Source organism: Propionicimonas sp., assembly GCF_049840635.1.
GTDB lineage: Bacteria > Actinomycetota > Actinomycetes > Propionibacteriales > Propionibacteriaceae > Propionicimonas.
Genome location: NZ_JASGKL010000005.1, coordinates 728,606 through 755,122, shown reverse-complemented (window position 1 = coordinate 755,122; position 26,517 = coordinate 728,606). Strand labels below are relative to the sequence as shown.

The following is a 26,517-nucleotide window of genomic DNA, read 5'->3' as shown; positions in this document are numbered from 1 at the left end:
CACCGGGACGTGGCCTGGGTGGCCGGCGGCGGCACGACAGGAACCGTCCCATCGTGCCGGGCACGAAGGAACCGTCCCCTCGGACCCGGCACGAAGGAACCGTCCCCGCGTGCCCTACTTCACGGCGGTGGTGTCGACCAGACCGGCGTCCACGAGGCGGCCGCCGGAGTACGCGCCGACGGCCACGTCACCGGACGCGAGCCCCGGCAGCAACCGCGACGTGTCGCGATCGACCCGCAGCGCGAGGTAGCCGGTGAGCTCCGGGTGCGCGGTCAGCACGGACGCCGGCAGCCCGGCCTTGTCGTAGTGCAGCACCGCCGAGTCGCCGCCGGTGATGTCCTCCGCGTCCACGCTCAGCGAGCCGGTCGCACCCCACGCCAGGCGGAAGTCGAGCCGCGACGGATCGACGGTCAGCGCGTCCGACGGCCACGCGATCAGGTCGGGCGACAGCCACACCCCGCGGACATCGTCGAGACTCGGCTCCGTGGTCGGCCGGGTCACCGACGTCGACACCGTGTGCGTGGTGATGTTGTAGCTCACCCGCACGACCAGGCCGGCCTTCGTTACCTCGACCGTGAGGTTGCCCGCCGGGTACGACTCGTCCCAGGCCAGGTCGTGCGCGACCTTGAACTCGTACTTGCCCACTGGCAGCTCGCTGCTCGCCCAGGTGTACGTCCCGTCGCCGTCGGGGTCCTCCAGCCACGGCCGCATGCAGTCGGGCGCCCAGTCCGCGCTGCAGCCGAGCTCGGAGTTCCAGCTGCCGGGAGCGGTGATGATCGGCCCCTCCGCGTCCGAGGTGACGTAGTGGGTGCGGTGGTCGTAGTAGAAGGTGACGGTCGAACCGTCCAGCGTCAGCGGGATGTTCGAGCCGTTCTTCACCGCGTTCGCCCCGTAGTTCTCGTCCCAGGTCCTGTTGATCGCGGCCTTGTACGAGTACGAGCCGGCCGGCAGCGTGTAGCTGCCCTTCCAGACCTGGTCGGACAGCGACAGCGTGAGCTGGGCCTGGTCGCACGCCGGGTCCCAGTCGCTGCCGCAGCCCATCTCGGAGTTCAGGTCGCCGGGGACGCTCACCGCGTCCGGCTGGGTCACCGGACCGACCTCCCCGTCGTCCCCGCCCGACGCCTCCGGCGTGCCGACCACCCCGTAGGACGCGGCCGCCGACACCCGCCCCGCCGCGTCCTTCACGACCACCCGGTACTCCAACAGGGTCCCGGTGGGGTAGCCGGACACGTCGTGGAACACCCGGTAGGGCGCGTTGTCGTCGGTGCCGAGCAGCTGCCACTTCGTGGTCCCGACCGGACGGAACCAGAAGCTCGCCTGCGCGAACGTGTCGGTGTTCAGTTCGGCGGAGATCTCGGCGCGGCCACCGACGACCCCGCCCGGCGCGGGCGCCGTCATCGTCACCGCGGTCGGACGCCAGCTCGCGTCCACCCTGCTGTTCGCCTTGTAGACCACCGCGGACAGCGCGGGCACGGTGACCGTGATCCGGGAGTCGCGGTCGGTGAACAGCGCCTTGGACGTGCCGTAGACCGGGGAGAACCGGGCCCGGGCGTTGAACGTGTCGAACGTCGCAGTCTTCGCCGTCGCGGCGTTGTTCAGCGCCACCACGTACTCGACGCCGGTCCTCCGGTCGACCCGGCTGAACGCGTAGATGCCCGCCTTGGCCGAGGCGTAGCGGTGCACCTGCGCGCCGTCCTCCAGCGCGGGGTTGGCCTCGCGCAGCGCGGCCAGCTTGCGGATCAGCCGGTAGAGCGGCGCGGAAGTGTCGTAGCGGTCCTTCGAGCCGGATGCACCGCCGAGCACGTCCTCGGTCGCGTACTGGTCGACCTTGGTCGCGAACAGGTCCTCGCGGGCGTCCTTGTCGCCACCGGCGCCGATGAAGCCCTGCTCGTCGCCGTAGTAGGTGATCGGCTGGCCGCGGGTCAGGTACATCAGCGTGTCGGCCAGCTGGACGCGCTTCATCAGGTCCGCGTCGTCGCTGATCCCGCCATTCTTCAGCAGGTAGCCGATCCGGCCCATGTCGTGGTTCCCGAGGAACGTCGGCAGCTGGTAGGCGTTGGAGTCCGCGTCGGTGTAGTAGTCGTCGTCGGCGTACAGGTCGCGCAGGCCGGTCGTGGCCTTGCCGAGCGCGAACGCCTGGGCCTGCGCCTGGAAGCCGAAGTCGAGCGTCGCCGGCAGCTTCGCCGTGGTCGTGTACGTGCTCATGAACGACGGCCGCGCGTCGTACACCTCGCCGAACAGGAAGAAGTCGGGGTTGCCGATCCGCTTCGCCTCCGTCTGCATCGCGGGGACGAACTCCTGCCAGAACGGGATGTCGACGTGCTTGACGGTGTCGATCCGGAAGCCGTCGATGCCGAGGTCGACCCACGCCTTGTAGACGTCGACCATGCCGTCGACGACCTTCGGGTTCTCGGTGAACAGGTCGTCGAGGCCGACGAAGTCGCCCCACTCGGTGGACTCCCCGGCGTACGTCGAGTCGCCCCGGTTGTGGTACAGCGTGGGGTCGTTCAGCCACGCCGGGGTCTTCGCCGTCGCGTCCGCCGGGGTGTCGAAGACGGGGTGGTAGGGGAACGAGGTGTTCACGTCGAGCGTGGGGAAGCTGGACGAGTTCGCCACCGCCGCCGGGTCGAAGACGTTGCCGGCGGCGTCCGTGTACGGCTTCACCGAGGTCGGGATGTACGTGTACTGCTTCTCGGAGTAGTCGATCACGTCGGCGGTGTGGTTGGTGATGATGTCGAAGAAGACCTTCATCCCCTTCGCGTGGGCGGCCCTGATCAGCTTCTTCATGTCGTCGTTCGTGCCCAGGTGCGGGTCGATGGTGGTGAAGTCGGTGATCCAGTAGCCGTGGTAGCCGGCGCTCTCGTTGCCGGCAGTGCCCTGCACGGGCTTGTTCTTGAACGAGGGCGTCAGCCAGATCGCTGTGGTGCCCAGGCCCTTGATGTAGTCGAGTTTGTTGATCACGCCCTTGAGGTCGCCGCCGTGGTAGAAGCCCTTGTCGGTGGGGTCGAAGCCCGTCTGCAGGCGGGTGCCGACCAGGTCGCCGGTGTCGTTGGTGGTGTCGCCGTTGGCGAACCGGTCGGCCATCAGGAAGTAGTAGCGCTCGTCGGTGAGCGGCTGGCGGAGCGAGTTCCGGGCCAGCGCCTTGTCGGCCGGGGTGGTCGCGCCACTCAGCTTCGCGGGCTGGACGCCGATCCGGTGGCTGTCGGCGTCGAAGCTGAAGACGATGTCTGCTGCGGCGACCAGGCTGAGGGGGACGTTCGCCCCGCCGGCCACGCCGTTGGCGCCGTAGTTGACGTCCCAGCTGTCGTTGACGGCGATCTTGAACTCCCAGCTGCCCGCAGGGACGTGGAAGGTCGCCTGCCAGGTGGAGGTGCCGGCGACCTGGCTGAGGTGGGTGGCCGCGCAGTCGGCCTGCCAGTCAGCCGGGCAGCCGAGCTCGCTCTGCAGCGAACCGGCGACCGTCACGGAGGTCGTGTCGGCCCGGGCGGACGGTGTGCTGCCGGCGGAGAAGAGGCCGACCGTGAGCGTGAGGGCGACGAGAAGGCTGAGCAGGGGACGACGCATGGAGATGCTCCTTCGCATCCGGTACCGGTGGCGGTCCGCTGAGGGGTGAACTGCGGGCAGACTAACCGCCGGTCGCCACGCTGCCTAGGCCAAGGCAGTAGCTGTGCGGAGCCCGAAAGCGCCGACGGACGGGCGCGGGTCCGCGGTGGGTCCCGTTCAAGGTGGGCGGTTGTGTGGCGAAGTCGCGCGTTTGCGTCCACCTTGTCGTGGGCGGGCCGGGTGTCCTGCACAAGGTGGACGGTTGTGTGGTGAACTCGCGCGTTTGCGTCCACCTTGTCATGGACGGGGCGGGGGTCCTGCACAAGGTGGACGGTTCTGCGGTGAACTCGCGCGTTTGCGTCCACCTTGTCGTGGGCGGGCCAGACGGCGGCGAGGCCGTCGACGGTGGCCTCGCGGCGTTGAGGGCCACGCTTCGCGTCGAGAGCCTGCATCTGGACAAGGGGTCTCGACGCGAGCGGTGCCTCTCGAGCGAGAGTGGTGGCCGTCGTTGGTGTGGCGGCGGCCCTTCGTGACGCCGCGGGTCTCGTTCCTCGCCCCGCGGCTCCTCAGGGACCGTTCCTGGCAGCCGCCGCCTTGTCATCCCGGGCTTGACCCGGGATCTCGGAACGGGACCCGCGCAGAGTGGACGGGTGTGTGGCGAACTCGCGGGTTTCCGTCCACCTTGTCGTGGACGGGCCGGGGTCCTGCTCAAGGTGGACGGGTGTGCGTTGAACTCGCTGGTTTCCGTCCGCCTTGTGGTGGGCGGGGGTCCCGTTCAGAGTGGACGGTTCTGCGGTGAACTCGCTGGTTTCCGTCCACCTTGCCGTGGGCGGGGGTCCCGTTCAAGGTGGACGGGTGTGTGGCGAACTCGCGCGTTTCCGTCCACCTTGTCGTGGACACGCAGGGGTCCTGCTCAAGGTGGACGGGTGTGTGGCGAACTCGCGACAAACCGTCCACCTTCTGGTGGACGGGCGGGCCGTCACCCCGTCGTCATGTCGGCGTCGCCTTCTGGCCACCGCGACGCACTACCTTGCCGGGCATGACCGAACCCGCAGCGGTGGAGCCGCTCGCTCCGGGCACCCGGCTGCTGCAGGTCGGCCCGTTCAAGACCGGGACGACCGCCATCCAGCACGTGGCGTCCGCCCGGCGTGAACTCCTCGCCGCCCACGGTGTCGTCTATCCCGGCCGTGGCCTGAACCATCGCTGGGGGCTCGCAGCCCTGACCGGGCTCACCTGGGGGTGGGCGCGGACGGACGCCACCGGCGCGCCGCCCCGGCACGGCTCCGAGCTCCTCCGTGAACTCGGCGCGGCATCGCGGCACGCCCGGCTCTGGCTCTCCTACGAGCGGCTCGCTGTGCTGGACGACGACGTGGCGACTGCCCTGTGCGAGCGGATCGGTGGGCCGGTGCACGTCCTCGTCGGACTGCGTCCGCTGCGTTCCCTGCTGCCGTCGGAGTGGCAGCAACTCGTGAAGTCCGGACGCCGCCCCGGCGCGCTCGACGACTGGGCGGGCGCAGCGATGGACGGGATCGCCACCGGGAGCAGCCGGTTCCGCCACCTCGACCACCTCGGCCTGGTCGACCGCTGGGCGCGCGTCGTCGGCGCAGGGGCGGTCACCTGCGTCGTCACGGATCCCGCCCGACCGGAGGAGACGCCGCAGGCCCTCGAGGCGCTCCTCGGGCTCCCGTCGGGGCTGCTGCAGCCGCCGACGAACCTGGGCGGCCACCGCAGCAACCGCTCACTGACCGCGGCGGAGGTGGCGCTGCTGGCCGCGGTGGCGCGCGAGCTGCGTGACCGCGGCGCCACCCAGGCCGACTACCAGGAGGTCGTCGGACGCGGCGTCGTGGCCCGCCTGCTGGCGCGCCGCCCTTCGGCGACGGAGGCAAGGATGGGGCTCGGCCCGCGCGCAGCGGAGCGGGCACGCGGCATCGACCAGGACGTGGCCGGCCGCCTGGCCGGCCTCGGCGTCCACGTGCGGGGCGACCTGGCCTGGTACGGGGGCGCGTCCTCGACCGGTGTCGAGGCCGGCCCACGGGTGGCCGACCTGCCGGACTCCGTTCCCCTCGAGGTGGCGGTCGCTGCCGTCCTCGGGGCGGCCGAATCGGCCCTGCGGGTGCGCAACGCCGGCGCACGGGTCCTCGCCAGGAGGCTCCTGCGCTCCGTGGCGGTCCCGCGGCGGGTGGGCCGAGCCGGTCGCCCCCTCAGGAGCGGTGTGGCAGCTTCGGCAGCCGGGGCCGGTCCAGCCAGTCGGTGAACAGGGCGCCGAGGCGCCAGCCGGCGACGTCCTCGGCGAGGGCGATGAAGTCGGCCGTGGTGCCGGTTCCGTGTCGCCGGGCGGCACTCCACGCGCGCAGGATCGCGAAGAACGCGTCGTCGCCGACGACCCGCCGCAGCGCGTGCAGGGTGAGGGCGCCACGCTTGTAGACGCGGTCGTCGAACATCAGGTCGGGGCCCGGGTCGGACAGCACGAGGTCCTGCGGGAGGTCGGCGAGGATCGCCCAGTGCTTCTTCGCCTGGTGGTGGGTGGACGGGCCGCCGGACTCCTGCGACCACAGCCACTCGGCGTAGCAGGCGAACCCCTCGTTCAGCCAGATGTCGCGCCAGGTCGTCAGGCCGACGCTGTTGCCGAACCACTGGTGGGCGAGCTCGTGGGCGACGAGCCGCTCGGACTCCCAGTGGCCGTCGGTGAAGTTGGAGCCGAACACCGCCATGCCCTGGCCCTCCAACGGGATCTCCAGCCGGTCCGCGGTGATCACCATGTCGTAGCGGTCCAGCGGGTAGGGGCCGAAGCAGCGCTCGAACAGCGCCAGCATCCCGGGGACGCGTCCGGCCGTCGCCGTCGACGGGCCCCGCAGCGCAGGCGGGTAGTGGACGGCGCCGGGCAGCGCGGGGAAGGGGATGGCCTCGGTGCGGTACCGGCCGATGTGGACCTCGACGAGGTAGGTCGAGGTGGGGATGTCCTCGACATAGGTCCAGGTGGTGCGGCCGCCCGCGGTCGTGCGGCCGGCGAGGCGTCCCGGGGCGACCACGGTGTAGGCGTCCTCCGTCGTCAGCTCGATCCGGTACCGCGCCTTGTCGGCCACCCGGTCGTTGCACGGGAACCAGGTCGGCGCGCCCACCGGCTGCGCGGCGACGAGGACGCCGTCCTCCAGCTCCTCCCAGCCGTGTCGTCCCCAGCGGGAGCCGCGCGGCTGGGGCGAGCCCGCGTAGCGCACCTCGAGCGTGAACCGCTGCCCCGCCTCGATAGGAGTGGCCGGCTTGACGGTCACCCGGCGGCTGTCCTGCCGGAAGCGGGTTCGCTTCTCCTCGTCCAGCCGCACCCGGGACGCGGTCAGCCCCACGAGGTCGAGGTGGACGCCGGCCAGCGGGGCGGTGGCCTCCGCGAGGATCGTCGCCTCGCCGTCCAGCCGGTTCGTCGCCACCTTGTAGCGCAGCGAGAGCCGGTACTCCAGGACGCGGTAGGACGCGTCCCCGCTCTCGGGGGCGTAGGGGTCGACGCTCACCGGGCGTCCGCCTGGTACGTCCGCACCTTCACCGCGCGCCAAGGCCCGATCGGGTTCCCGCTCCACCGGCTGCCGGTCGGCACCGACTCCCCGCGCATGACCAGGGACGCGGGACCGATCGTGGCGTGGGCGCCGATCGTCGCGCCCGGCAGCACGATGCTGTGCGGGCCGAGGGTGCCGCCCCGTTCGATCTCCACCGCGTCCATGCTCATGATTCGATCATGGAAGAGGTGCGTCTGCACAACGCAGCCCCGGTTCACCGTCGCCCCGTCGCCGAGCGTGACCAGGTCCGGTTCGGGCAGCCAGTAGGTCTCGCACCACACGCCCCGGCCGACCCTTGCCCCGAGGCTGCGCAGCCACACGGCCAGGGCAGGCGTGCCGGTGTTGGGATTGGCGAACCAGGGGCCGGCCACCATCTCCGTGAACGTGTCGGCGACCTCCGTGCGCCACACGAAGCTCGACCACAGCGGTTGCTCGCCCGCCCGGATGGGGCCCACCACAACCCATTTGGCGGCCGTGGTGAGAGCGGCGGCGACCACCCCCGCGAGCACCATCACCGGCCCGGAGAGCATCAGGGTCCAGCCCACGCCGACGGTCTCCGCGAGGCGGGCGAGGGTGAGCAGCACGACCAGGCCGATCACGCAGGTGGCGACCACGGCCAGCAGCCGGCAGGCCTCCCACGCGCCGCGCGCCCACTGCAGCCCGCGGGACGGACGGTAGGTGCGTTCGAGGTCGCCGCCCACCACCGTGCGCCGCAGGCGCACCGGAGGGGAACCGAGCCAGGACGAACCGGGCTTGGCCTTCACGGGCGCGACCGAGAGCACGGCGACCAGCCCGTCCCTGGGCACGACGTGGCCCGCGCCGGCGGTGCCGGAGTTGCCGAGGAAGGCGCGCTGCCCGATCGTCACCCTGCCGAGCCGCAGCCAGCCGTTGCGCAGGTCGTAGGACGCGACCATCGTGTCGTCGGCGAGGAAGGCGCCGTCCTCGACGGTGGTGAGCGAGGGGATCAGCACCACCGTGGACGCCTCGACGTTGCGTCCGATCCTCGCCCCGAGCAGCCGCAGCCAGACCGGGGTGGCCAGGCTCGCGTACAGGGGGAACAGCTGGGTGCGGGCCTGGTCGAGGAGCCGCTCGGTCGTCCAGGCCTGCCAGCCGACGCGACTGCGGACGGGGTACGTGCCCGGCGCCAGGCCGATCGACAGCAGCCGGACGAGGACGACGATCGCCGCCATCATCACCGTCCCCGCGACCACCACGCCCAGGGGCAGCCAGGGAAGGGCACGGGTGGCCGCAGCGGCCACGCCGACCGATCCGCGGGCACCGAGCGCCACGACCAGGCCGCCGAGGGAGTAGGCGAGGACGGGCAGCAGGCCCAGGGTGGTCGAGGAGAGCGCGTAGGCGGCCAGCCAGCGGCGCCGGGCCGGCGGCCGTTCGGTGGGCCAGTCGTCGCTGGGCTCTCCCGAGCGGGCGGCCGGGGACCCCGCCCACAGCTGGCCGGTGTGGACGCGTCCGAACACGGCCGAGCCGGGGGCCACCTCGGCGTCCGGCTCGATCCGGGTGCCCGGCGCGAGCGTGCTGCGGGCGCCGACGCTGGCCCGCGCGCCGATCCGGATCGCGCCGATCCGGACGGTGTCGCCGTCGATCCAGTAGCCGGCCAGGTCGACCTCGGGCTCGATCGCCGCGCCGTCGTCGACCCGCAGCATGCCGGTCACCGGGGGCAGCGTGTGCAGGTCCACGTCCCTGCCGATCCGGGCGCCGAGCGCCCGCGCGTACCAGGTCACCCACGGCGCGCCGGCGAGCCCGACCGGGTCCACCTGGTGGGCCACCTGCTCGGCCAGCCACAGCCGCAGGTGGGTGCGCCCTCCGCGCCGGTAGTCGCCGGGACGGACGCCGGCCAGCAGCAGCCGAGCGACGGCTGCGGAGATCGCCATCCGCCCGAACGGGACCGCGAAGAGCAGCAGCCCGACGAGGACGACCCAGCCGCCCACCGCGGGGAGGAAGGCGAACCCGCGCGGGTCGGCCGCCCGCAGGATCCAGCTCGCCGCCAGCAGGTAGGTGAGCCAGCGGGCACCGGAGATGATGAACAGGGGCACGCTCAGCACGGTCTGCGCCCAGCGGGTCACCAGCGGGGTGACGCCCGCCCTGCTGAACGACTCCCGCCACGGGGTGTCGACGGCGGTGTCGGAGATCGCGGCGGCCATCGCGGCGAGCCGCGGGTGGTCGTAGACGTCCGCAACGCTGAACTCCGGGGCACGCTGCCGGATCCGGGACACCAGTTGGGCGGCGGTCAGCGAGCCGCCACCGAGTTCGAAGAAGTCGCTCTGCCGGTCGAGGACGGGGGTGCCCAGCACGGCCACCCACTCCCTGGCCAGCCACCCCTCGTCGCCGGAGAACAGCGTGAGCGACTCGGTGATCTCCTCCGTCAACGCGGGCAGGGGCCAGGGCAGCGCGTCGCGGTCGACCTTGCCCGAGGTCCGGGTGGGCAGGTGGTCGACCGGTGCGAGCAGGGGGATCAGGGCCGCGGGCATCCGTTCGGCGAGGCTCGCACGGGCCGTCCTGCGGTCGAAGCCGTCGGAGGTGACCACGTAGCCGACGAGGACGGCGACGCCGGCTTCGGTGCGGCGGACGGCGACCGCCGCCGCGTCCACCCCGGGCAGGCCGGTGAGCGCCGCCTCGACCTCCCCGAGCTCGATCCGGCGCCCGCCGACCTTGACCTGGTCGTCGGCGCGTCCGTGGAAGGAGAGCCCGTCCGGCTCGAGCGCGACGAGGTCGCCCGAGCGGTAGGCGCGGTCCCAGCCGAGCGACGGCAGGGGCGCGTACTTCTCCGCGTCCTTGGCCGGGTCGAGGTAGCGGGCCAGCCCGACGCCGCCGATCACCAGTTCGCCGACGGTCCCCGGCGCGACCGGGGTGCCGTCCGGGCCGACCACGGCGATCGACCAGCCGGCCAGCGGCAGCCCGATCAGGACGGGCGAGATGCCGTCGAGGAGCGAGGCGGTGGCGACGACGGTGGCCTCGGTGGGCCCGTAGGTGTTCCACACCTCGCGGCCGTCGGCGACCAGGCGGGCGGCGAGTTCGGGCGGGCACGCCTCCCCGCCGAAGATCAGCAGCCGGACCTGCTCGAGCGCCTCGACCGGCCACAGCCCGGCCAGGGTGGGCACCGTGGAGACGACCGTGATCCGGTGCCGGACCAGCCAGCCGCCGAGGTCGGCGCCGCTGCGGACGGTGGCGCGTGGCGCGGGGACCAGGCAGGCGCCGTTCCGCCACGCCAGCCACATTTCCTCACACGACGCGTCGAACGCGACCGACAGGCCGGCCAGGACGCGATCGCTTGGACCCAGCGGCGCGCCGGCGAGAAAGAGGTCGGCCTCGGCATCGACGAACGCCGCGGCCGAGCGGTGGCTGACGGCGACGCCCTTCGGAAGGCCGGTGGAGCCGGAGGTGAAGATGATCCACGCGTCGTCGTCGGGCGTGGGGCCGCCGGGCGCCGGGGGAGGGGCGCCGGCGCGAACCGTCCGTGCGACATACCCCTCGACGGCGAGCACACCGGCCACGTCCGCCTCGCCGAAGACCAGTTCTGCCCGCTCGGCGGGATCGTCGGCGTCGACGGGGACGTAGGCGGCCCCGGCGGCGAGCACGGAGAGGATCCCCGCGTACAGCTCTCTGGTCCCCGACGGCAGGCGCACCCCGACGCGGTCGCCGCGCCGGACGCCCGCCGCGACGAGGGCGGCCGCCCGCTGCTCGACGGCGGCGAGGAGTTCGGCGTAGGTGAGGGTGCCGGCCGGGTCCTCGATGGCCGCCGAGTCCGGATGGCGTGCCGCGGTGGCGCGGAGGATGTCGACCAGCGTGCGGGCGGGAGCGGCCTCGTCCCTGCGGTCGATGATGGAGGACGTGGCCGGAAGGTGTCCGTCGACCAGGTTCACGACTCCGACGCTAGGCCAACCGAGGCGCTCGTCGCTGCCCGTCTTGCCGGGCGTGGACGCCGCGACGTCCGCGGGGACCCGCAGTCGACCCGTGGTCGCACTTGCGTGGGGCCGCATCGTGACCTAACCTCAGAGGAGTGCACAAATGCGCAGATGCATTTGCACTATATTGCAGAAGCTTGCAGCTGGATCAGTTCAAGGGAGTTACTGATGCCGTCCACACCGGTCCAGGTCGGGGGCCCGCCCTCCGCCGCCGCTCCGGCAGCAGCCGCACGAAAGGAAATCGTTGTGTCCGAGCCCATCTGGCGGTCCACCGTCGTCCATGTCGGCCCCGATGCCGCCGAGCTGTTCGATGCGGGGGTGTACATCCTGTTCGGACGGCCCGTGCCGGACGCGCTGGCCGAGGTGAGCCTCGTCCACTCGGGCCCGGAGGGTGACTTCGTCGGCGTCGAGGCCGGTGACGAGTTCTGGCTGGCCGAGAGCATGGTCACGATCACCGAGGTCGGGTCGCTGGCCAACGAGAACTTCGAGAAGCTCGGCCACATCGTCCTCTACCTGAACGTCGGCGAGGCCGACCTGCTGCCCGGTGCGGTCAAGGCGGTCGGGACGCTGCCGCAGCCCGAGGTCGGGCAGCGGGTCGAGATCCGCCGCGGCGGCCAGGCCTGACGAGAGAGAGGAAGACGGACATGGTGAGCTACGCGGAGCGGTTGCTGGAGCGGCAGAAGCAGGTCGGGCGTCCGGTGCGGGTGGGCGTCGTCGGTGCCGGCCAGATGGGCAGGGGCCTGATCGCCACGATCGAGCGGGCCGAGGGCATGGAGGTCTCGGTCGTGGCCGAGATCGCCGTCGACCGGGCGGTGGAGGCCTACGCCAACGCGGGCAGGCAGACCCCGGCGGTGGTCGAGAAGGACCTGGCGAAGGTGGCCGCGCTGATCGAGGCCGGCCGTCCGGTCGTGATCGACGACGGGCTGAAGGTGCCGGACCTGCCGGTCGACGTGGTGCTGGAGGTGTCGGGGCTGCCGGAGATCGCGGCGCAGATCGCACTCGCGTCCCTGCTGAACTCCAAGGACGTGGCGCTGATGACGGTGGAGGCGGACGTGACCGTCGGCCTGCTGCTGTCGCGGGTGGCCAACGCGGGGAGTCAGGTCTACACGATCTGCCGCGGCGACGAGCCGTCCGAGTGCCTGAAGCTGGTCGAGTACGCGCGCGACCTCGGCCTGACGGTGATCGCGACCGGCAAGGGGAAGAACAACCCCAACCGCCCGACCGACGTGATCGAGGACGTCCTGGAGGAGGCGCTCGCCAAGAACATGAACCCGCGCATCCTGTGCGAGTTCACCGACGGCACCAAGACGCAACTGGAGATGGCGGCGCTGTCCAACGCGACCGGGATCCCGGTCGACGTCGCCGGCATGCACGGCCCTTCGTGCAGCATCGACGAACTCGCCACCAAGCTGGTGCCTGTCGAGGACGGCGGGATCCTGACGTCCTACCCGGCGGTGGAGTACACCGTCGAGGGGGACGTGTCGCCCGGCATCTTCGCCGTGGTTCGGTCCGAGAACACGGTGGTCACCGAGGAACTCGACTTCCTGAAGCTCGGCAAGGGCCCGTACTACGCGATCTTCCGGCCCTACCACCTGGCGTCCATCGAGGCCCACCTGTCGATCGGCGAGGCCGTGCTCGACCGGCGGGCGGACTTCCAGGCGAAGGTGTGGCGGACGGAGGTGTCAGCGCGGACGAAGTTCGACCTGACGGCCGGAATCACGCTGGAGGGCATGGGCGGCCACCACGTCCGCGGCTGGGCGATCGACGCCGACGAGGCCCGCGCGCTGAACGCGATCCCGGTCGGCCTGGTCGGCGGCTGCGTCCTGAAGCGCGACCTGCCGGCCGGCGCGGTCGTGACCTACGACGACGTCGAGGTCGACGAGACCCGTCCGCTGGTCGCGATGCGGCGCCTTCAGGACTCGCTGCTGCGCACCGGCGTCCTGTAGCCCGGGTCCCGTCCCGCGTCCCTGGCACGTTAGGAACCGTGCCCAACGTTCCCCCGGCACGATGGGGGACGGTTCCTGACGTGCCGCTTTCCTGTCATCCCGGTGGGGGCCGGGTTCTCGCACTCACGTGCGGACAGGTGCCCTTCCGGAGATCCCGGGTCACGCCCGGGATGACACCGCCACCCTGTCATTCCGGCGGGGGCCGGGTTCTCGTACTCGCGTGCGGACAGGTGCCCTTCCGGAGATCCCGGGTCACGCCCGGGATGACACCGCCCCCCTGTCATTCCGGCGGGGGCCGGGATCTCGCACTCACGTGCGGACGGGTGCCCTTCCGGAGGTCCCGGGTCACGCCGGGATGACACCGCCCCCCTGTCATCCCGGCGAAGGCCGGGATCTCGCGGCAGCAGGCACAGTCGGACGCGGAGATCGCCGTTAACGGCCCGGAGTGAGCTGTCCCTTCAGCCACCGCCGGTCGGATTCACGGGCGGGCGGTGCGGCTTGCGGCAGTGGGCGAGAATGGGACGGTGAGGCCGAGCGCGACGACGATCCGGGTCGGCGTCGTCGCAGCGATCGTGCTGGTCGTGCTCGGCGCGGCCTCGGCCACGCCCTGGGTGGTCACGTTGACCCTGCCGCGTTTCACCAGCCCCGATCGCCCGGCCAGTGACGTCCCACAGATGACGATCGCGCCGCAGGAGGCGCCCGAGCGGGACCTGCCGGACGCGGAGCTGCTCGAGAAGGTGCTGCTGGTCCTCGCCATCGTGGTCGCCGTGGCGCTGCTCGTGCTCGGCGTGGCGTGGCTCGTCCGGCGCCTGCGCGACGCGTGGCAACCCGACGACGACGCGGTCGACACCGACCGTCTCGAGGGCAGCGACGTGCTCGGCGAGGTGGCCGAGGTCGACATCGCCTCGCTCGCCACCGCCGTTGCCCGGGCGGACGCGCACCTCGCCGGAGCCGTCGCCCCCGGTGACGCCGTCATCGCCGCCTGGGTCGCCCTCGAGGACGAGGCGACCCTCCAGGGCGCCGGACGCGCGCCCGCCCAGACCGCCACCGAGTTCGCCTCCGAGTTGCTCGCCCGCACCCCGGCACCGGCGGACGCGGTCGCCGTCCTGCGCGGCCTCTACCACCGCGCCCGGTTCACGTCCCGCCCGGTGGCGGCCGACGACGTCCGCCGCGCCCGCGTGGCCCTGTCCCGCATCGCCGAGGCCCTCGATGCCCACGCCGCGCAGCCCGCCGAGGCCGGCGACACCGGGGAGCAGTCGTGACGCACTCCCGGGCCGTCCTCGGCCGCGCGCTCGCGATCGCGGCCGTGTGCGCGCTCCTCGGTGCGGGCGGCGTGCTGGACGCCACGCACGCCGTCCTGCTCGGCTGCGCGGGGATCGCCGCCGTCGTGCTGTCCGCCGGACGGACCGAGGTGTCGCAGGAGGAGTGGCCCGACCGCCCCTACGCCAGCCGGGCCGGCGGACGCAGCGGCGTCAGCGACCTCGGCTGGCAGGTGTTCGGCCAGGACCGGCGCGTCCGCCCCCACGTCGTCCGCCGGGTGCAGGAGCTCGCCGACGCTCGGCTCGACCTGGCCGGCGCCGACGCGGACCCGGCGGACGCCACCCGGCTGCTCGGCGAGCGCACGGTCTCCGGCCTCGCGTCCGGGCAACCACCCACCGCACGAACCCTTCAGGCCTGGCTCGACGCGATCGACCGGCTCCCCGACGAGAGGAACACCCGATGACCGACACCCTTCCCGTCGCCGAGGTCGCGCGCGTCGGCTCCGAGATCCTGCGCGAGGTCGGGACGGCGGTCGTCGGCATGCGGGAGCCGCTCGAGCTCGCGCTGGCGACGATCCTCGCGGGCGGCCACGTGCTGTTCGAGGACGTGCCGGGGACGGGGAAGACCCTCGCGGCGCGCAGCCTGGCCACCGCGCTCGGCCTCGACTTCGCCCGGCTGCAGTGCACGCCGGACCTGCTGCCGAGCGACATCACCGGCTCCAGCGTGTGGGACCCGCAGCGCGCCGACTTCACCTTCCGTCCGGGGCCGGTGTTCACCGGGCTCTTCCTGGCCGACGAGATCAACCGCACGGCGCCCAAGACCCAGTCCGCGCTGCTGGAGGCGATGGCAGAGCGCCAAGTGACGGTCGAGGGGACGAGCCGTCCGCTCGCCCTGCCCTTCCACGTCGTCGCCACGTCCAACCCGGTCGAGTACGAGGGCACCTACCCGTTGCCGGAGGCCCAGCTCGACCGGTTCATGGTGCGGCTGGCCGTCGGCTACCCGGGAAGGGTCGACGAGCAGGAGGTGCTCGCCCGGCGGATCGCCCGCAGGCAGGAGGCCGCGCCGGTCGGGCAGGTGGTGGACGCCGCCACGGTCCGCGCGATGCAGGCCGGGGTGGAGGCGCTGGCCGTCGACCCCGACGTCCTCGCCTACTGCGTCGACCTCGCCGCCGCGACCCGCAGCCACCCCGCCCTGGAGGTCGGCGCGTCCCCGCGGGGCTCGCAGAACCTGGTCCTGCTGGCCCGCGCGGTGGCCGTACTCGAGGGACGCGACCTGGTCCTTCCCGAGGACGTGAAGCGCGTCGCCGTCCCCGTCCTCTCCCACCGCCTGACGCTCACCGCGACGTCGTGGGCGTCCGGGCGGCGCGCGGAGGACGTGGTCAACGAGCTGCTCGCGCACGTGCCGGGCCCGGCGACCGTGCGGCAGGCCTGATGGCCCGTGGCGGACCCGCGTGGCGGGACGGCGGATTGCACGACGCGGCGGTCGTCGCCGGCGTCGTCCTGCTGATCGCCGGCCTGCTGTTCGGCAGGGCGGACGTGGCGCTGCTCGGCGTCCCCGCGCTGCTGGCGACGGTGCTCGGCCGGACCCGGCCACCAGGGGAGCGGCTCACCCTCGCGGAGGAGGCCGCCGTGGGCGAGGCCGCGGGCGTGATCGAGTCGACGGTGCAGGTGCGGGGCGGTGAGCTCGTCCACGCCCGGGCGTCGGCGGCGGGTCACCGCCCCACGGAGTTCGTCGCCCGGACCGCCGGCGAGGGCGGACGCTCGTTCCGGCTCCGGCTGGCGTCGGTGCGCACGGGTCCGCAGGAGACCGCGGTCGTGGATGTGCGCGCGTACGAGGGCGTATGGGAGCACGACCCGCTGGCCGTCGGCGGTGCCCGCCGGCTGGTGCTGCCCTCGTCGATGCGGCTGGGGGGCGTCCCGGTCCCGCGCTCGCTGCGCGGCGTCACCGGGCCGCGGGTGTCGCGCCGGTTCGGCGACGGGAACGAGCTGAGGGACGTCCACCCCTTCCAGCCGGGCGACCGGCTGCGCCGCATCGACTGGCGCGCGACCGCGCGACGGTCACCCGACCTGGCCACGCTCTACGTGAGGCGGACGTTCGCGGACGCCGAGGCGGCGGTGATGCTGGTCGTCGACTCGCGCGACGACGTGGGCCCGGACGTGCGGACGTGGCGCGGCTACAGCGAGCAGCGGGTGGACGAGGCGACGTCGCTCGACCTCGCCCGGCACGCGGCGGCGAGCGTGGCGAGGGCCCTGGTCGAGCACGGCGACCGGGTCGGACTGATCGACATGGCCCGGGAATCGCGTCCGGTGCCACCCGCGACCGGTCGAAGGCACCTGCGCCGGGTGCTGCACGGGCTGGCGCTGGCGCACCCGGTGGGGCAGCCGAGCGCGCGGGTGCGTCCGCCCCAGGTGCCGGGGGACACGTTGGTGTACCTGTTCAGCACCGTGCTGGACGACGCCGCGGCCCAGCTCGTCCGGACGTGGCGGAGCCTCGGGCACCAAGTGGTGGTGGTGGACACGCTGCCGGACGTCCGTCCGGTGACCGAGCCGCACTTGGCGATCGCGTGGCGGATCGTGCGGATGGAGCGGCAGATGCGCCTCGACCGCCTCGCGCGGGAGGGTGTGCCGATCGTGTCCTGGGCGGGGTCGGGGCGGCTGCGGTCGGCGGCGAGCCTGGAGGCGCTGGCGCGCGTCGCCGCGCGGAAGCGGGACTGGCGATGAGGACGTGGCTGCGCCTGGCGAGGGCCGAACTGCCGCTGCTGCGCGACCTTCCCGACTTCAGCGAGCGCCCGCTGCCACGGATCGGTGTCGACCTCGGACCGACGGTCCCCGGCTGGGTGCTCCGGGCCGGTGCGGTCGTGGCCACGGGCGGCTGCCTGGTGATCGCGACGCAGCGCAGCGGCGTGGCGGACTGGTTGGCGGGGGTGCTGGTCGTTGTCGGCGTCGTGGTGATGGCGCTGTGGCCCTCGATGACGGCCGCGTGCACCGCCACGGTCGTCACGGGCCTGCTGGTCGCGGCGGACGGGTACGGCCCGTTCGACCCGGTGGTGTTCGGGCTGGTCCCGTTGGTGTGGGTGGGCATCCGGCTTGCGTGGTGGGCGGAGCGGGTCGCGCTCCCGGCGCGCGTCGAGGTGGCCGCGCTCGCTCGCGGGGTGCCGCGCGGACTGGTGCTGGTGGGCGGAACGCTCGTGGTCGGTGCGCTCGCGTTCGAGCTGGCCGGGCGACCATCGTCGGTTCTCGTGCTGATCGGGGGAGTGGCGCTGGTCGTCCTCGCCGGGCTGGTGTTCGCCCGCCGCCGGTGATTCGCGTCCCCGTTGCCAGCGAGCCGGCACCCGGCCCGACGTGCACCGTTTCCGCCCGTGTTCGGTTCACAACGGTGCACGCTGGTGGTGGATCAGAGGAGAGGACCCCATGAAACCCACCAAGGCCGCCGCAGAGATGTCGGTGCCGGAACTCGCCGCCTACATCGACCACTCGATCCTGAAGCCCGACTTCACCCCGAGCGACGTGCGCCGTGAGGTCGAGGCCGCGATCGGCTACGGCTGCAGGACGGTGTGCATCAATCCGGCGTCGATCGAGATCGCCGCCCCTCTCTGCGCGGGGACCGGCACGGGAGTGTGCGTGGTGGTCGACTTCCCGTTCGGTTGTTCGAGCACCGAGTCGAAGGTCGCTCAGACGAGGATCGCCCTGGCCGCAGGCATCCAGGAACTCGACGTCGTCGCGAACTACGGCTGGGTGCGGGGCGGAGAGCTGGCAAGGGTCGAGGACGACCTGCGCGCGGTCATCGAGCCGTGCCACGAGGCCGGCGTGGTGGTGAAGGTGATCTTCGAGACCGACGCGCTCAGTTACGACCAGATCGCAGCGGTGGCCGAGGCCGCGATCGCCGCCGGTGCCGACTTCATCAAGACCTCCACCGGCTTCTACACCGGGACGAACCAGCACGACCGGACCGGCGCCTTCGACGAGATGGTCGCGTTCATGATCGAGTGTGCCGCCGGCCGCTGCGCCGTCAAGGGCTCCGGCTCCATCCGCGACCGCGCCCATTTCCTGCGCCTCATCGACGCCGGCATCGACCGCATGGGAATCGGCTACCGGTCCACCCCGGTGGTCCTAGGCATCGAGTCCGGCGCTGCCGGAGCCTCGGCGCCCGGCGGCTACTGACGGCAGTGTCGGGGCCGTGGCCGATCACCCGGCAGGTGTCGGCTTGTTCACTACGTTCGTGTCAGTTGATGGTGGTTATGACCCAGGCTCGCGGTGCCGTCCCGAGTGCGTGTCAGTCCGTGGTCGTTGTGAGAGCCGCGGGTGGCCTCACAACGACCACCGACTGACACCCACCTGGCGGCTGCCCTGTCCGAGGCCTGATAACCACCACCGACTGACACCGAACAGGCCGTCGCGGACCGAGAATCGACGCGTCCTGCGATTCGCCCTCAGCGCGACTCGAAATACGGAAAGCTGGTCCCGGCTCCACCAGCATCGAGGACACCTGTGAACATCCGCCCCATCGCCATCATCGGCGCACTCCTCGTCCTCACGGGTTGCGCGATCACCCCGCCGGCCGGCGCGTTGCCGCCCGTTCCCGCACCAACTGTCACCGTGACCACCTTCGGAGACCCGGCTGATGAGCCTTCCGAGGAGCCGACCGTCGAGCCTTCCGAGGAGCCGACCGTCGAGCCGACGGGGTGGACCTCGGACGATGTGGGGGATCGTTCCGCCGGTCAGCAGACCCGGGATGCTGATGTCTCCCGATGGAGGCTGGTCAGCGATCTGCTCGGGAAGCCGGTGAAGGAGTCGTTCAGCGCGATCGTGCGCAGCGCCACCTACCACCCCGACGGCGCCGCTTCGAAGGCGGTGACCTTCTCGTTCGACCGGTTGAAGTGGAACCCGAAGTGGTCTGACGGCAGAGACGTGCCGATCTGGCTGAACCCTCAGGTGAAGTGGGAAACCGTCACGTCGGGCGACCTACTCGTCCTCGTGATGCCCGGCGACGGTCCACACCAGCTCCCTGTTGCGCAGCTGCCGACCTACCTGAAGGCTGAGGCCGCTCGCACCAAGGAGATGGGTCAGGACTACTGGACCCCATTCACCGTGTACACGGTGGAGGGCAAGCCGGTCGCGCTGGTTGAGTGGTACCTGCCCTGAGTGCTGCCGGGGTGGCGGTCGCAACGCTCATCCTCGAAGCCCGACACGTCCAGGCGATGTGGCAGATCACGTCGGGGGTCGGAGGACCGCATTCGTGCTTGTCAGAGCGACTAATCGTGTCGACAGCCGATGGCGACCCCAGCAAGATTCGAACTTGCGACACAAGGTTTAGGAAACCTCTGCTCTATCCCCTGAGCTATGGGGCCCGCACCCCTGCGGGGCCACACCAGCCTAGCGCCTCGGTGCTGCCTCCCGGACCCGGGCGGCGGGACCCGGCGAGCCCGTGAAGACTCTGTGAACCGGCTGGGAATCTCGGCGTTTGAGTTTGCTTTGCCTGCGGTGTCGGATACAGTCATGTACCGAGAGTGACGCACGCGATGTTGTCTCCTGGGGGTGGGTAGACGGCTTCTAGCCCTTCGAGGTGCGTCACTCTCACCTATTCTCCCCACGACGCTGCGGCCGGTCCTCGCGCCGATCGGCTCCGCGTCGAAAACAGGCCCGATCGGACGCCCGCACGCGCTGCCACTAGCATCAGGCCCATGAGCGAGACCGCCCTGGAACAGTGCCTGGACAAGATGCGCGCAGCCGACATCAACCAGGCGGCGATCGACAACTTCCGGCACTACTGGCAGCTGTGTGCCTCCGGCGCCACCGGCATCATCGCCGAGGACACGATCCGCCCGCTCCTCGACCCCCCGCAGCTCGACCAGCTCCACGTCGACGAGGCGGACGCCCGCGCCGCCATCCAGCAGACCGTGATGATCAAGCTCAACGGCGGCCTCGGCACGTCCATGGGCCTGGAGGCGGCCAAGACCCTCCTCCCCGTGAGAGACGGACGCACCTTCCTCGACCTCATCGTCGCCCAGGTCCTCGACGCCCGCCGCCGCTACGACGCCCGGCTGCCGCTGGTGTTCATGGACAGCTTCCGCACCCGCGACGACACCCTCGCGCACCTGGCCGGTCACCCCGACCTCGCCGTCGACGGTCTTCCCCTCGACTTCCTCCAGAACGCCGAGCCGAAGATCCTCGCCGACGACCTCAGCCCGGTCGCCTGGCCCGACGACCCCACCCTGGAGTGGTGCCCGCCCGGCCACGGTGACCTGTACCCCGCGCTGTGGGGGACCGGCCTCATCGACGCCCTGATCGCCGCCGGCTTCCGGTACGCCTCCGTCGCCAACGGCGACAACCTCGGCGCCGCCCCCAACGCCACCCTCGCCGGCTGGTTCGCCGCCTCCGGCGCCCCCTACGCCGCCGAGGTGTGCCCCCGCACCGTCAACGACCGCAAGGGCGGGCACCTGGCGATCCGGATCTCGGACGGGCAGCTGATCCTGCGCGACACCGCCCAGACCGCGCCCGAGGAGATGCACTACTTCACCGACGAGCACCGCCACCCCTATTTCCACGCCAACAACCTGTGGCTCGACCTCGTCCAGGTCCGCGACATCCTCGTGGCCCGCCACGGCGTGCTCGGCCTGCCGCTGATCCGCAACGAGAAGACCGTCGACCCCTCCGACCCCACCACGCCGAAGGTGATCCAGCTCGAGAGCGCGATGGGCGCGGCCATCGAGGTGTTCCCGGGCGCGACGGCGATCGCCGTCGGACGCGACCGCTTCCTGCCGGTGAAGACCACCAACGAGTTGTTGCTGCTGCGCTCGGACGTGTTCGACCTCGGCGCCGACGGACGCCTCCGCAGCACGGTCGGCCGGATCCCCGAGGTCGACCTCGGCCCCGACTACAAGCTGATCGACGACTTCGAACGGCTCGTCACCGTCGTCCCCTCGCTGCGCAACGCCGAGTCGTTGCGGGTCCGCGGGGAGTGGTACTTCGACGCGCCCGCCGGCGTCAGCGGGAGCGTCGACCTGCCCGACGCCGGCGAGCCGCAGCACTACCGGTGACCGCACGCTGGCACGCCGCCCTCGCCTGGGCGCTCACCGGGGTCGAACTCGCGCTCCCGGAGCCCGGGCGCCCGGACGTCGCCGCGCTCGTCGACGACCTCGCCCGCTCGGGCTGGCCCGTAGAACGGATCGCCGAACACGCCCGGGCCGAGGCGCGGGCTGAACGCGCGTGGCCCCACCCCGTCCCCGCCGGCCTGCGCGCCGGCTGCGGCGCGGCGCAACTCGCCGCGGCTCTCGGGGCCGCGCGTTCCACCCTCGGCCTGACCGCGCTGGAGACCCGCGCACCGTCCACCCGACGCACACTCAACGCCGACGAACAGCGCCTGATGCGGGAGGTGCCGCCGCACCACGTCGGGTGAGCGGTCGTCCTCCCGCCTCGGGGGCGCGCGTCCTACTGCTTGTTCGCCAGCAGGTCGCGGATCTCGGCGAGCAGCTCCTCGGACGTCGGTGCCCCCGGCTCGTCCGCCTTCGGCTTCTCGGTCAGCCTCTTGATCGTCTCGTACGGCCGCACCACGCCGAAGTAGAGGATCGCCGACATGATCACGAACGAGACCAGCGCGGTGAGGAAGGTCCCCACGTTGATCGGTCCGATCGCCACCGTGCTGAAGTCGGGGTTGCCGCCGATCAGGCCGATGATGTCCATGATGATCTTGGTGAACGCCGTCACCACGCTCCCGAACGATGCACCGAGAATGAAGGCGACGGCGAGATCGATCAGGTTCCCGCGCATCAGGAACTCCTTGAAACCCTGCACTTGATTTCTCCTCACGATGGCGACTCGGGCTTCGACCATAGGCGAACACCCCGTCACCTCAACGCGAAACTCAGTGCTGAGACAGAGGCGGACGCGGCGACCCGGGACGCTTCGTCCGGGCTCACCTCCAGCAGGATGACCGGCGAGTCCTGGTTGTCGAGCGGTCCTCCGCCGGCCGCGGACGCGACGGCGACCACCCGGACGTCGGAGGCCACCACGCCGAAGCCCGCGCCCCCTTCGGCCGCGCCGAGGACGTCCAGCCGGACACCGGGCCGGAGCAGGGCGACGCTCGCCGCCTCCCCGAACCGGACCGGGAGCGCGACCTTCCCCACCCCGACCTGGCTGGGGTCGCCGAGCAGGAGGGACGGGGTCACGACGGCCCGCGCCGGCACTTCGACCACCACCGTCCGCCCGACCAGGGACGAGGGGTCGGCCGGGGCGCCCTCCGGCACCAGTTCGACCGGCATGGTCGCCACGACGAGATCGGAGGCGGCCAGGGTCGAGCCCGCGGCGACCGTGCGGGCCGCGACGATGACAGGGACGCCGTCGCCCGAGCGGGCGGTGACGGCGTTCAGCCCGGCGAGGACGGCCAGGCCGGCGAGAACGGCCGCGAAGGTGCGGCGGCGCCAGCGAAACGCTCGGCGCAGGGAATCGAAGAGGTGCACGCCTGCATCTTCGGCAGGCGGCGCCGCGATCGGTCAGTCGTCCACAGGCTCAGGCCGCGCTGGACGCCCCTGTGGATGACGACCCGGAGGACGACGTCGGGGTGGACACCTTCGATGATGAGGAGGTGTCGCTGGAGGAGCCTGAACCCTCGCTCTTCGCCGCCGAACCGCCCTCCGACTTCGCAGGACCCGAGTCGCCCGACCGGGCGGCCGCCGCCTTGCCCTTGCTGCGGTTGTCGGTGGCGTAGAAGCCGGATCCCTTGAACACCACGCCGACCGCGTTGAAAACCTTGCGCAGATTGCCGTCGCACTCGGGGCATTCGGTGAGCGGGTCGTCGGTGAACTTCTGGACGACCTCCAATTCCGTGTTGCAGGCCGTGCAGCGGTACTGGTAGGTGGGCATGTTCTCTTCCTGCGGATCGCTCGGTTCGGCCGGATTCTACCCAGCCTCCTGCACAACCCCGAAATCGCGGCTACTATTCCGCGCGCGCGTCCAGCAGGCGCCGTTCGGTGACCACGAGGTGGACGTTGCGGTCCCACGGGTCGGTCGGGACGTCTGCCCGCACCTCGTCGTCGAACAACACCAACGCCAGCGTCGCGTCCGGGGCCGCCCACGCCAGCGCCCGGTCGTACCAGCCGCCGCCGGTGCCCAGCCGTCGTCCGTCCGGCGTGCCGGCGAGCCCCGGCAGCAGCACCACACGCGCCTCGCCCAGAGCGGCAGGACCGAGCGACGGCCCCCCCGGCGCCGGAATGCCGCGGGGTCCGGGGGAGAGGCTGCCCGGCCCGTCGTACCAGGCCCAGTCGGGCTGATGGCGCAGCACGGGCAGCAGGACGCGGGTGCCCCCGCGCCACAGCGCTTCCAGCAGGGCCGTCGTGTCGGGCTCGCCGGGGACGGAGGCGTAGGCGGCGACCACTGCTGCCTCCCCGATGACCGCGAGGACCCGCTGCGTGATCCGGTCGGTGGCGTCGGGGGAGGGGGGACGCCCAGCCCTGGCCGCCCGGAGCCGTCGGCGCAACTCGGCCTTGGATCGGCGCGCGTGCGGCTGGCCTTCCGGGCCTGCGGAGGTCATTGACTTATCGTAAGCGCATGCCCCTCTTCGCCCGTGCCAAGGAAGAAGCGCAGCCCGAGGCCGTGGTCGCAGCGCCGGAACCGCGCTGGCTGGCCGGTCCGCCCGAGGCTGCGCGGCGCAGCCTCACGGCGCACCGTGAGCTGCTGCTGCGCCACGTGAGCAGCCTGCGTCCGTTCGGCATCGGCCTGCTCGACGCGGCCGGCCTCACGCTGTGCGAGTCGATCGTCGCCGACCTCGACCTGCCCACCTTCACCGCGGCCACCACCGACGGCTGGGCCGTGCGGGCGTCCAACTTGGTCGGCGCGAGCACCAGGCTGCCGGTCGTGCTGCCGGTTGTCGACGAGATCGGCGCGGACGGCTACCGCGGCACCCCGCTGACCAAGGGCACCGCGGTGCGGGTGTCGGCCGGCTCGCCGATCCCGGAGGGTGCGGACGCCGTCGTGCCGCTGGCCGACGGGTTGGCCGCCGGCGACGAGGTGCAGTTCGTCGCCGAGGCGCGGTTCCAGCAGAACATGCTGCTCGCCGGGACGCGGATCTCCGACGGTGACCAGCTGGTCGCCGCCGGCACCGACCTGACCCCGCGCGTGCTGGGCCTGATCGCCGAGGTCGGTCACGACAAGGTGCTCGCGCGGCCGCGTCCCCGCGTGGTCGTGATCACCGCCGACAGCTCGCTGGTGGAGCCGGGCCTGCCGCTCACGCGGCTGACCGAGACCTACGACGGGTGCACGACGTTGCTCGCCGCGAGTGCCCGCCACGACGGCGCCCAGGTGTTCACCGCGGGGGTCGTGGCGTCCGAGCCGGCGGCGCTGGTCGCCACGCTCACTGAGCAACTGGTCCGGGCGGACCTCGTTCTCGTCGTCACCGACGCGACCGATGCGCTCGTCGAGGCGCTCGGCGCGGAGGGCACCGTCGACGTCACAGAGGTGGACGCACTCCCCGGGCGCCAGGTGTTCGCCCTGCTGGGGGAGGACCGTGCCCCCGTCCTCGTGCTGCCCGCCGGCGCCGTCCCCGCCTACCTGGCGTACCTGCTGCTCGGCCGGCCGCTCGTGCAGCGGCTCGCCGGCCTCGAGGTGGCTGGGCCGGACGCAGCGGAGGCGCCCGTCGCCGCCCCGCTGGACCCCGATCCGGAGCGCACCCGCCTGGTGCTGGGCCTGCACACGTCGCGGGGCGTCGTCCCTCTGCCCGCCCGTGAACCGGGAACCGTCGAGCTGGCGCAGGCCAACGCTGTGATCGTCGTCCCCGCGGGGACGGAGACGATCGCTGCGCACGGCGACGTCACCTGCTGGCTGCTGGACTAGCGTCCGGATGCCTGCGGCGTTCTGGCCGGTGCGACTGAGCCACGGGCCGGTGGCACTGCGTCCCCTGCGGCGCAGGGACGAGGTGGACTGGGCGAGGATCCGGAGGCAGTCGACGGCATGGTTCCGGCCCTGGGACTCCACCAGGCCCCCCGAGTCGCCCGAGCCGGGGCAGACGTTCGCCCAACTCGTGACGAGCTTCTCGCAGCGCGCCCGGCGCGGCCAGATGCTGCCGTGGGCCGTCGAGTTCACCCCGGAGGGCGGCAGGGCGCGCTTCGTCGGGCAGGTGACGGTGTCGGGCATCACCCGCGGCTCGGCGTGCTGGGCGCAGGTCGGTTACTGGATCGATCCCTCGTGGGCGGGTCGCGGCATCATCCCGACGGCGGTCGCGATGGCCACCGACTACTGCTTCACCGGGGCAGGGCTGCACCGCGTCGAGGTCGCCATCCGTCCGGAGAACACGAACAGCCTGGCCGTCGTCCGCAAACTCGGCTTCCGCTACGAGGGACGCCGCGCGCGCTACATGCACGTTGACGGGGCGTGGCGCGACCACGACGTGGTCGTGCTCACCCCGGAGGAAGTGCCCGGGGGTGTGCTGGCCCGCTACGAGGCCACCCTCCGTCCCCTCGGGCGCTGACGGTCGCGTCGTTGCGGCCCATCCGTCCGCCAATCGCCGACACTCCGCCGGTGGTCGGCCCGGAGCGGCCACCCGGCCAATAGCGTTCGGGTGTGGGTCTCACCGGGTTGGTCTTCGCAGGCATCGCTGCCGCCTGGTTGGTGTACCTGGTGCCGTACTTCCTGCACCGACGGGGTGACCTCCAGGAGGAGTCGCCGGCCGACGTCCCGTTCACGCCCGCGGTGACCATCGTGCGCAGCGGCACGTCCCTGGCGGAGGCCGACCCCGGCGCGGCGACGGTCTCGACCCCGCTCACGCGGCGCGCCCAGCTGCGCGAGCTGCACCTGCGCGACCTCCAGGCCGCCCAGCGCCGGCGTCGGGTGCTGATCTTCCTGCTGCTCGCGCAGGTGATCGTCGGCGGTCTGGCGATCTTCCGGATCGGGGCGTGGTGGGGAGCGTTGATCCCTGCCGGTCTGATCGTGGCCTTCCTCGTCGTGGCGCGGTTCAGCGTCCGTACGATGCGGGCGGACCTGGCCCGGCGGGCCGGGGCGATCCGGGAGTGTCCCGACGAGGAGACGGTCGCGATCACGCTCACCGCAGAGGACGTCGCGGAGCACGAGCACTCCATCGAGTTGAGCGTCCCCGTGGCGCAGGCGGTCTCGCTGTGGGACCCGATCCCGATCACGCGTCCCACCTACGTGTCGAAGCCGCTGGCCCCGCGCACCGTCCGCACCATCGACCTCTCCGCACCGGTGCCCACGCCCGGGCGGATTCCGGTCACGGCGGACCCGATCGAGCCGCCCACGGCAGAGCCGGACGCGCAGGAGGACGCGGGCTGACCGCTGGCGCCCGGAACCACGGCGTCGG

22 protein-coding genes and 1 tRNA gene are annotated in these 26,517 nt (G+C 72.2%); 15 read left to right on the top strand and 8 right to left on the bottom strand.

Annotation, left to right across the window (positions count from 1 at the left end):
- Nucleotides 1-114 precede the first annotated feature (114 nt).
- Nucleotides 115-3,564 (bottom strand): alpha-amylase family glycosyl hydrolase, encoded by a 3,450-nt coding sequence (locus QM779_RS09475; protein ID WP_428534535.1) that lies wholly within the window; start codon nucleotides 3,562-3,564, stop codon nucleotides 115-117.
- Between the two features lie 1,018 nt (nucleotides 3,565-4,582).
- Between QM779_RS09475 and QM779_RS09470 the strand changes: the two genes are divergently transcribed.
- Entirely contained in the window at nucleotides 4,583-5,797 is a 1,215-nt protein-coding gene (locus tag QM779_RS09470; RefSeq protein ID WP_428534533.1) for a hypothetical protein, read from the top strand.
- Here the strand turns inward: QM779_RS09470 and QM779_RS09465 are convergent.
- Nucleotides 5,745-7,046, bottom strand: a complete 1,302-nt coding sequence (locus QM779_RS09465; RefSeq protein WP_428534531.1) for a M1 family metallopeptidase — start codon at nucleotides 7,044-7,046, stop codon at nucleotides 5,745-5,747. The genes QM779_RS09470 and QM779_RS09465 overlap by 53 nt on opposite strands.
- Nucleotides 7,043-10,966: a Pls/PosA family non-ribosomal peptide synthetase gene (locus tag QM779_RS09460; protein WP_428534529.1), complete on the bottom strand. Its 3,924-nt coding sequence runs from the start codon at nucleotides 10,964-10,966 to the stop codon at nucleotides 7,043-7,045. The genes QM779_RS09465 and QM779_RS09460 overlap by 4 nt, the downstream gene beginning before the upstream one ends.
- Before the next feature lie 288 nt (nucleotides 10,967-11,254).
- Between QM779_RS09460 and QM779_RS09455 the strand changes: the two genes are divergently transcribed.
- The 9 genes from QM779_RS09455 to QM779_RS09415 all read left to right on the top strand — a co-directional run bounded on the left by QM779_RS09455 (nucleotide 11,255) and on the right by QM779_RS09415 (nucleotide 19,355).
- Nucleotides 11,255-11,632, top strand: a complete 378-nt coding sequence (locus QM779_RS09455; RefSeq protein ID WP_428534527.1) for a PTS glucitol/sorbitol transporter subunit IIA — start codon at nucleotides 11,255-11,257, stop codon at nucleotides 11,630-11,632.
- Nucleotides 11,633-11,652: 20 nt separating this feature from the next.
- Complete coding sequence (locus QM779_RS09450) at nucleotides 11,653-12,954, top strand: NAD(P)H-dependent oxidoreductase (RefSeq protein WP_428534525.1); 1,302 nt, start codon at nucleotides 11,653-11,655, stop codon at nucleotides 12,952-12,954.
- A 524-nt stretch (nucleotides 12,955-13,478) separates the two neighbouring features.
- Nucleotides 13,479-14,216 (top strand): DUF4129 domain-containing protein, encoded by a 738-nt coding sequence (locus QM779_RS09445; RefSeq protein WP_428534523.1) that lies wholly within the window; start codon nucleotides 13,479-13,481, stop codon nucleotides 14,214-14,216.
- The gene (locus tag QM779_RS09440) at nucleotides 14,213-14,677 is read left to right on the top strand and encodes a hypothetical protein (RefSeq protein ID WP_428534521.1); all 465 of its coding nucleotides are present in this window, start codon (nucleotides 14,213-14,215) and stop codon (nucleotides 14,675-14,677) included. Before QM779_RS09445 ends, QM779_RS09440 begins: the two co-directional genes overlap by 4 nt.
- The gene (locus tag QM779_RS09435) at nucleotides 14,674-15,645 is read left to right on the top strand and encodes an AAA family ATPase (protein ID WP_428534519.1); all 972 of its coding nucleotides are present in this window, start codon (nucleotides 14,674-14,676) and stop codon (nucleotides 15,643-15,645) included. Before QM779_RS09440 ends, QM779_RS09435 begins: the two co-directional genes overlap by 4 nt.
- The gene (locus tag QM779_RS09430; protein WP_428534517.1) at nucleotides 15,645-16,934 is read left to right on the top strand and encodes a DUF58 domain-containing protein; all 1,290 of its coding nucleotides are present in this window, start codon (nucleotides 15,645-15,647) and stop codon (nucleotides 16,932-16,934) included. The genes QM779_RS09435 and QM779_RS09430 overlap by 1 nt, the downstream gene beginning before the upstream one ends.
- A complete protein-coding gene (locus tag QM779_RS09425) occupies nucleotides 16,931-17,515 on the top strand; it encodes a hypothetical protein (RefSeq protein ID WP_428534515.1) in 585 nt (194 codons plus the stop codon). Before QM779_RS09430 ends, QM779_RS09425 begins: the two co-directional genes overlap by 4 nt.
- Before the next feature lie 109 nt (nucleotides 17,516-17,624).
- Complete coding sequence (gene deoC / locus QM779_RS09420) at nucleotides 17,625-18,374, top strand: deoxyribose-phosphate aldolase (protein WP_428534513.1); 750 nt, start codon at nucleotides 17,625-17,627, stop codon at nucleotides 18,372-18,374.
- Between the two features lie 327 nt (nucleotides 18,375-18,701).
- Nucleotides 18,702-19,355, top strand: a complete 654-nt coding sequence (locus tag QM779_RS09415; RefSeq protein ID WP_428534511.1) for a hypothetical protein — start codon at nucleotides 18,702-18,704, stop codon at nucleotides 19,353-19,355.
- 130 nt (nucleotides 19,356-19,485) lie between these two features.
- On the opposite strand, the gene QM779_RS09410 is transcribed toward QM779_RS09415, so the two are convergent.
- Nucleotides 19,486-19,561, bottom strand: a tRNA-Arg gene (locus tag QM779_RS09410).
- A 333-nt stretch (nucleotides 19,562-19,894) separates the two neighbouring features.
- On the opposite strand from QM779_RS09410, the gene QM779_RS09405 reads away from it, so the two are divergent.
- Together QM779_RS09405 and QM779_RS09400 are read left to right on the top strand one after the other, a co-directional pair.
- A complete protein-coding gene (locus tag QM779_RS09405; protein WP_428534509.1) occupies nucleotides 19,895-21,250 on the top strand; it encodes a UTP--glucose-1-phosphate uridylyltransferase in 1,356 nt (451 codons plus the stop codon).
- Nucleotides 21,247-21,609: a hypothetical protein gene (locus QM779_RS09400; RefSeq protein ID WP_428534507.1), complete on the top strand. Its 363-nt coding sequence runs from the start codon at nucleotides 21,247-21,249 to the stop codon at nucleotides 21,607-21,609. The genes QM779_RS09405 and QM779_RS09400 overlap by 4 nt, the downstream gene beginning before the upstream one ends.
- Nucleotides 21,610-21,641: 32 nt before the next feature.
- On the opposite strand, the gene mscL is transcribed toward QM779_RS09400, so the two are convergent.
- The 4 genes from mscL to QM779_RS09380 all read right to left on the bottom strand — a co-directional run bounded on the left by mscL (nucleotide 21,642) and on the right by QM779_RS09380 (nucleotide 23,739).
- Nucleotides 21,642-22,004 carry a large conductance mechanosensitive channel protein MscL gene (mscL, locus tag QM779_RS09395; protein WP_428534505.1) on the bottom strand — a complete coding sequence of 121 codons (363 nt, stop codon included), beginning with the start codon at nucleotides 22,002-22,004 and terminating at the stop codon, nucleotides 21,642-21,644.
- Between the two features lie 53 nt (nucleotides 22,005-22,057).
- Nucleotides 22,058-22,669 (bottom strand): Flp pilus assembly protein CpaB, encoded by a 612-nt coding sequence (gene cpaB, locus QM779_RS09390; RefSeq protein ID WP_428534503.1) that lies wholly within the window; start codon nucleotides 22,667-22,669, stop codon nucleotides 22,058-22,060.
- 49 nt (nucleotides 22,670-22,718) lie between these two features.
- Complete coding sequence (locus tag QM779_RS09385; protein WP_428534501.1) at nucleotides 22,719-23,072, bottom strand: FmdB family zinc ribbon protein; 354 nt, start codon at nucleotides 23,070-23,072, stop codon at nucleotides 22,719-22,721.
- A 73-nt stretch (nucleotides 23,073-23,145) separates the two neighbouring features.
- Nucleotides 23,146-23,739: a 5-formyltetrahydrofolate cyclo-ligase gene (locus QM779_RS09380; protein ID WP_428534499.1), complete on the bottom strand. Its 594-nt coding sequence runs from the start codon at nucleotides 23,737-23,739 to the stop codon at nucleotides 23,146-23,148.
- Nucleotides 23,740-23,756: 17 nt separating this feature from the next.
- Here QM779_RS09380 and QM779_RS09375 point away from each other — a divergent pair, with 17 nt between their 5' ends.
- The 3 genes from QM779_RS09375 to QM779_RS09365 all read left to right on the top strand — a co-directional run bounded on the left by QM779_RS09375 (nucleotide 23,757) and on the right by QM779_RS09365 (nucleotide 26,489).
- On the top strand, nucleotides 23,757-25,037 hold the full coding sequence (locus QM779_RS09375) for a molybdopterin molybdotransferase MoeA (RefSeq protein WP_428534497.1): 1,281 nt from the start codon (nucleotides 23,757-23,759) through the stop codon (nucleotides 25,035-25,037).
- Between the two features lie 7 nt (nucleotides 25,038-25,044).
- A complete protein-coding gene (locus QM779_RS09370; RefSeq protein ID WP_428534495.1) occupies nucleotides 25,045-25,671 on the top strand; it encodes a GNAT family N-acetyltransferase in 627 nt (208 codons plus the stop codon).
- A 92-nt stretch (nucleotides 25,672-25,763) separates the two neighbouring features.
- A complete protein-coding gene (locus QM779_RS09365; RefSeq protein ID WP_428534493.1) occupies nucleotides 25,764-26,489 on the top strand; it encodes a hypothetical protein in 726 nt (241 codons plus the stop codon).
- Nucleotides 26,490-26,517 lie beyond the last annotated feature (28 nt).